Genomic DNA, 6,061 nt, shown 5'->3' with positions numbered 1-6,061 from the left:
TGGATAGACCTCTCGCCTTACCAACAACAATAAGAAATAATTTCCATATATCTTATTGCGGATAAAAACGACTGAAAACGGTTGTTTCACTCGTCCAACAAGAGTATTTTTGCGGGCCATGTAGCCGGGCTGTAAGTAATTCTTTATGAAACCACAAACCAGAAGGGACAAAATAGTAGCCATATTGGCAGCCATCTGGGGCATTGGCTCTTTTCTGTTTATTTTGCTGGGTTTCGTGCTCGGCATGGCCCTGCTGATCCTGACCCATTAGACCGGCTGGTTGGCGTGGGAGGCCTGGCACAACAGCCACTCCCCTTCCGCCAGCTGCTCCGGGCTCAACCTCCACTGTGCCCGCCCCAGCTCGCCGCTGTATCCACGCCAGCGATCCCGGCCCTCCTGTTTCGCCCGGTACAGGGCCATGTCCGCCAGCTTAAAACTCAGACTCCAGAAAGAGTCCTCCAGCTCCGCATGCAGAGGGTAATCACAGAATCCCAGCGAGACGGTCATGCGCAGCGGCAGCTCCTCCCGCCCGAAACGACAGTCGGCGATCTTGCGGCGCAGGCGCTCGATCCGTTCCGCCACTTGCTCTGGCTCCTCTTTGGCCAGCAACAGCATGAACTCCTCGCCACCCAGCCGGATCAGCGGCTCCTCCTCATCCAGCGCCCCTCGCAACAGCTCGGCCAGCTGACATAACAGCAGATCGCCGATGTCATGGCCGAAGCGATCGTTGACCCGTTTGAAGTGATCCAGATCCAGGATCACCAGCACCCAGCCTGCCGCCGGATCCTGGCGATTAAGCAACCACTCATCGAGATAACGGCGGTTGAAGGCGTGAGTCAGCGGATCCGTATAGGCGGCGACCTCCATGCGGGAGGAGTGGGCCTGCAGGGCACTGTGGTGCAGGCTGATCCTGGCCGCCATCTCGCGGAATTTGCGGCTGAGCAGCGCCATCTCCTGACTGCTGTCGATGATGGGCAGCACGCTCGCGTCCTGCTTTTCGGCAAACTTGTGCAGCGCCCTCACCAGCTCGCCGATCGGTCCCAGTACGATGGCGCGCAGCCGGGCCAGCGCCATCAGAATGCAGGCGAAGCTTATCAGCAGCATGCCGATGAAGGTCCAGATCGCCCCCTCCATCGCCCCCTGCAACACGTCCCGCTCCTCGTCCACAATCAGGATCAACACAGGCTCACCATCGTTGTCGAGCAGCAGCCCCTCCCCTCTGACTCGCTGCAACCCGAGATCGACCAGCCGATAGCTCATATTCGGCCCGAGCGGCTTGAAGGAGCCCAGATGATCGCGCGTTCTTGGCTGGGCTATGGTCAGCGTGAGCGCGGTTCGATCCCCCAGATCCTGCAGATAGCGCTTGTCCAGCCAGCGAGTCGCCAGCAGATAGCCGTTGGGTTTGACGCTGCCGAGGGTATCGGTCACCGGCTGCAGCGAAAAGATGAGCGGCCCCCACTGGGAGCGCCTGACGCCACTCAGGCTGCTGATGCCCGCCTGCCGTGACTCGCGCAGCAGCTGCAACTTGAGATCGTCCAGAAAGGAGGGCAACAGGGTGGTATCCGTGTCCGGCGCGTCTGGCAAGAGGGTGCGGGTCCAGATCTCCGAGCCCTGCAAATCCATGTAACTCAACACGTTGAGTTCAAAGTCCCGCATCGGAGTGTCGACCAGCAGATTGGAGTTGATGTAGGCCTGGTTGGGATGGGCCAGAAAATGGTAGCTCTGATCCCAGATCCCCCAGTCCCGGGTAAAAGCATTCATGGCGCCTATGTCGTTCTGCACCGCCCTGATCACCCGCTGCAAGTGCTCCTCCATCCGCCGCTCCTCGACCCGCTGCGCCGCCGGCACCTGGGCCAGTGCGATCACGATGAGCAGCATCAGGATGGCTCCGGCCCAGACCGGAAACATGGAGTAGGCCAGCAGATGGTCGATGGAGCGGGACGGTTGAGCCATGGGCGCCAATATCCTTTGAATGGCAATACGAAGCGGGAAAGGTCTTGCCCCAAGTATGGAGGATAGGCCCGCCGAGAGGTCACTGAATTACCACAATAAAAACAAGGGGCCCAGGGCCCCTTGTCACAATTATTGAACGCTTTATCTGGTCAGCAGAAGTGCCAGGAAGCGGGCCGTATGAGAATCCTCACAACGGCTGATCTGTTCCGGCGTCCCCGTTACCAGGATGCGGCCGCCACCGGCGCCCCCCTCCGGCCCCAGATCGACGATCCAGTCGGCGGTTTTGATGACGTCCAGATTGTGCTCGATGATGACGATGGTGTTGCCACGATCCCTCAGTTGGTGCAGCACCTTGAGCAACTGCTGGATGTCGTGGAAATGCAGCCCTGTGGTCGGCTCGTCCAGGATGTAGAGGGTCTGACCGGTATCGCGCTTGGAGAGCTCCCGTGCCAGCTTGACCCGCTGCGCCTCACCGCCAGAGAGCGTGGTGGCCGACTGGCCGAGGCGGATATAAGAGAGGCCCACGTCCATCAGGGTCTGCAGCTTGCGCGCCACCGCCGGTACCGGATCGAAGAAGGCGCGGGCATCCTCCACTGTCATCTCCAGGATCTCGTGGATGTTCTTGCCCTTGTACTTCACCTCCAGGGTCTCGCGGTTGTAGCGCTTGCCCTTGCAGACGTCGCACGGCACGTAGACATCCGGCAGGAAGTGCATCTCCACCTTGATGACACCGTCCCCCTGGCACGCCTCGCAGCGCCCCCCCTTGACGTTGAAGGAGAAGCGGCCCGGCTGGTAGCCGCGCGAGCGCGCCTCTTGAGTGCCGGAGAGCAGCTCGCGGATCGGGGTAAACAGGCCGGTGTAGGTGGCCGGGTTGGAGCGCGGGGTACGGCCGATGGGGCTCTGGTCGATGTCCACCACCTTGTCCAGGTGCTCCAACCCTTCCACGCTGCGATAGGGCGCAGGAGTGGACTCGGTGGCCTTGTTCAGCTCGCGGTGAGCGATACGGAACAGGGTGTCATTGATCAGGGTCGACTTGCCGGAGCCGGAGACGCCGGTGACGCAGGTCATCACCCCGATGGGCAGGTCCAGGTTGACGTTGCGCAGATTGTTGCCGCTCGCCCCTTTCAGCTTCAGCCACTTGCCAGTGAGCGGGGTGCGCTCGGCCGGGATGGCGATCTGCTTGCGGCCGGAGAGGTAGTCACCGGTCAGCGATTCTGGATTATTGATGATCTCTTCCGGCGTGCCCTGGGCGACGATGGCACCGCCGTGCACCCCGGCCCCCGGGCCGATGTCGAGCACATGGTCGGCGAGGCGAATGGCATCCTCATCGTGCTCCACCACAATCACCGTGTTGCCGAGATCCCGCAGGTGGGTCAGAGTCTTGAGCAACCGCTCGTTGTCCCGCTGGTGCAGACCTATGCTAGGCTCGTCCAGCACATACATGACCCCAACCAGACCCGCCCCGATCTGGCTGGCCAGCCGGATCCGCTGCGCCTCGCCACCGGAGAGGGTCTCGGCGCTGCGCGACAAGCTCAGGTAGTTGAGACCCACATTCACCAGGAAGCCAAGCCGCTCGACGATCTCTTTCAGGATCTTCTCGGCAATCTGGGCGCGCTGGCCGGTGAGGTTCAACCCTTCGAAGAAGGCCAGCGCATCGCCGATGGACTGCTCGGCGATGGCCGGCAGATTGCGGTTGTCGACGAAGACGTGGCGAGCCTCTTCCCGCAGCCGGCTGCCACCGCAGCTGGTGCAGGATTTGTTGGCGATGTATTTGGCCAGCTCTTCACGCACCGAGTTGGATTCGGTCTCCCGGTAGCGGCGCTCCATGTTGTGCAGGATCCCCTCGAACGGGTGCTTGCGCACCACCACATCGCCGCGATCGTTCATGTAACGGAACTCGATCTCGGTGCGACCAGAGCCGCGCAGGATCACCTCCTGAGTCTTGACCGGCAGATCTTCCCACGGCGTCTCCAGATCGAACTTGTAGTGCTCGGAGAGGGATTTGAGCATCTGGAAGTAGTAGAAGCTGCGCTTGTCCCAGCCACGGATGGCGCCGTTGGCCAGACTGATGGCCGGATCGCCGATCACCTTGGCGGGATCGAAATATTGCTGCACCCCGAGACCGTCACAGGTGGGGCAGGCACCGGCCGGATTGTTGAAGGAGAAGATCCGAGGTTCCAGCTCCGACATGGAGTAGCCACACTCCGGGCAGGCGAAGTTGGCGGAGAAGGTCATGGGGGCAACCCCCTCCTCGCCGTCCATGGGCACCACCAGTACGATGCCGCCGGAGAGGGTCAGCGCCGTCTCGAACGATTCGGCCAGACGCAGCGCCAGGTCCTCGCGCACCTTGAAGCGATCCACCACCACCTCGATGGTGTGCTTCTTGTGCAGCTCCAGCGCGGGAGGGTCAGACAGGTCGCACACCTCACCGTCGATGCGGGCACGGATGTAACCCTGGGCCGCCAGATTCTCCAGCAGCTTGGTGTGTTCCCCCTTGCGATCGCGCACCACAGGGGCCAGCAGCATCAGCTTGCTCCCCTCCGGCTGGGCCAGCACCTGATCCACCATCTGGCTGATGGTCTGGGCGGCGAGCGGAATGGCATGGGTTGGGCAGCGCGGCTCACCGACCCGGGCAAACAGCAGGCGCAGGTAGTCGTAGATTTCGGTGATGGTGCCGACGGTCGAACGCGGGTTGTGGGAGGTGGACTTCTGCTCGATGGAGATGGCGGGCGAAAGCCCCTCGATATGGTCGACGTCCGGCTTCTCCATCAGGGAGAGGAACTGGCGGGCATAGGCGGAGAGCGATTCCACATAGCGGCGCTGCCCCTCGGCATAGAGGGTATCGAACGCCAGAGAGGATTTGCCCGAACCGGAGAGGCCGGTGACCACGATCAGCTTGTCGCGGGGCAGGGTCAGATTGATGTTCTTGAGGTTGTGGGTGCGAGCACCCCGGACCACGATCTTTTCCATCTTGTTGCACGCTCGATACGGAAACCTGAGCGAGTCAGTATGGCATAGAGACTACTGGATGAATAGACAGGTTTTATCCATCATCTCTATCGATTTCAGAGATATTCCTTGGCCCAGCTCACCGCCTGCAAGCGGTTCTTCACGTTCAATTTCTTGAAGACGTTATAGAGGTGGGACTTGATGGTGTGCTCGCTCACGAACAGGCTGTCGGCGATCTCGGTATTGGAGGCGCCCGTCATCAGATAGCGGATGATCTCCTGCTCGCGCACGGTCAGCAGCGTCTGGTTGCGCAGGTGATGTTCCCCACCCTTGCGGTAGTAGTTGACCAGATCGCACAGCAGGTGGCGCGGGATCCAGTACTCCCCCTCCAGCACCTTGCGAATGCCGAGCACCAGCCGATCCAACGGATCCTGACAGAAGAAGAGTCCGCTGGTATGGGGCCACATCAGCAGCAATTCCCGATCGGTGCTGGTCGGGGCATTGAGCAGCACCGTATTGGCCTCCCCGAAGCGGCTGGAGATCTCCCGCGGCCATACCGACTGCTGACCCGACTTGAGGTAGTCCAGATCGACCAGAAACAGCGGACGAGGCTCGAGCTCGTCCGGTTGCGGCAGCTCCTCCAGGGTGCTCACCAGCACAATGGGCAGTGCCAGCTGCTCGGCCAGATAGCTCTGGAAGCTGGTTGCCTGCACATTGTTTTCGGTTACCAGTACGATGGGATATGGGGTGCTCATGAAAGGCTGGTCCTTGAACATTGCGGCCATGGTTTTTTTCGGCAGCAGAGAGTACCAAGCCCCCCGTGGGGTGCAGCATTAAAAAAGTATTAGACGGCGATGCGCCTCCTTTGAAACTCACCAATTTTCCACCTGATTACCCATGATTAGCAGTCACCCCGAACTATACTGATCTTATGCACAGTTATCGAGGAGCGAGATCATGGCCAAAAGCAAAGTCCAATTCCAGAAAGGCTACAGCCTGTTTGAGCTTCTCAAGGACTATGGCACTGAAGCTCAGTGCGAAAACGCGTTGTTCACTTGGCGTTTTCCTCACGGCTTTGTCTGCCCTGAATGTGCCAACAAGACCTGTTGTCACCTGAAAAGTCGGCCACGCGTGCTGCAATGCAATCACTGCCATCACC

Annotated in this window: 5 protein-coding genes; 1 reads left to right on the top strand and 4 read right to left on the bottom strand. The window is 60.5% G+C overall.

What is annotated here, in order from left to right; genetic code table 11:
- From CAK78_RS22975 to CAK78_RS07470, 4 genes are all read right to left on the bottom strand, one after another.
- Positions 1-195 (bottom strand): hypothetical protein (locus CAK78_RS22975; protein ID WP_217900814.1); only part of this gene is annotated, 195 nt, incomplete at its 3' end.
- 72 nt (positions 196-267) lie between these two features.
- Positions 268-1,953, bottom strand: coding sequence for a sensor domain-containing diguanylate cyclase (locus CAK78_RS07480; protein ID WP_176452713.1), 1,686 nt, complete (start codon positions 1,951-1,953; stop codon positions 268-270).
- 141 nt (positions 1,954-2,094) lie between these two features.
- On the bottom strand, positions 2,095-4,923 hold the full coding sequence (gene uvrA / locus CAK78_RS07475; protein WP_094696869.1) for an excinuclease ABC subunit UvrA: 2,829 nt from the start codon (positions 4,921-4,923) through the stop codon (positions 2,095-2,097).
- A gap of 95 nt (positions 4,924-5,018) precedes the next feature.
- Positions 5,019-5,678: a LuxR C-terminal-related transcriptional regulator gene (locus CAK78_RS07470; RefSeq protein ID WP_094696868.1), complete on the bottom strand. Its 660-nt coding sequence runs from the start codon at positions 5,676-5,678 to the stop codon at positions 5,019-5,021.
- Between the two features lie 181 nt (positions 5,679-5,859).
- Between CAK78_RS07470 and CAK78_RS07465 the strand changes: the two genes are divergently transcribed.
- A partial coding sequence (locus CAK78_RS07465; protein ID WP_141214125.1) for a transposase occupies positions 5,860-6,061 on the top strand: 202 nt, incomplete at its 3' end.

Origin of the sequence: Aeromonas sp. A35_P (assembly GCF_002259925.1) — a bacterium.
Taxonomy (GTDB): domain Bacteria; phylum Pseudomonadota; class Gammaproteobacteria; order Enterobacterales; family Aeromonadaceae; genus Aeromonas; species Aeromonas dhakensis.
Note: the sequence above shows the minus strand (reverse complement) of the source record. Positions and strands in the feature narration are given on the sequence as shown.

Bases quoted from the DNA above. Each gene is read 5' to 3' on its own strand.
- CAK78_RS07480 (WP_176452713.1), bottom strand. From the start codon at position 1,953: ATGGCTCAACCGTCCCGCTCCATCGACCATCTGCTGGCCTACTCCATG.
- uvrA (WP_094696869.1), bottom strand. From the start codon at position 4,923: ATGGAAAAGATCGTGGTCCGGGGTGCTCGCACCCACAACCTCAAGAAC.
- CAK78_RS07470 (WP_094696868.1), bottom strand. From the start codon at position 5,678: ATGTTCAAGGACCAGCCTTTCATGAGCACCCCATATCCCATCGTACTG.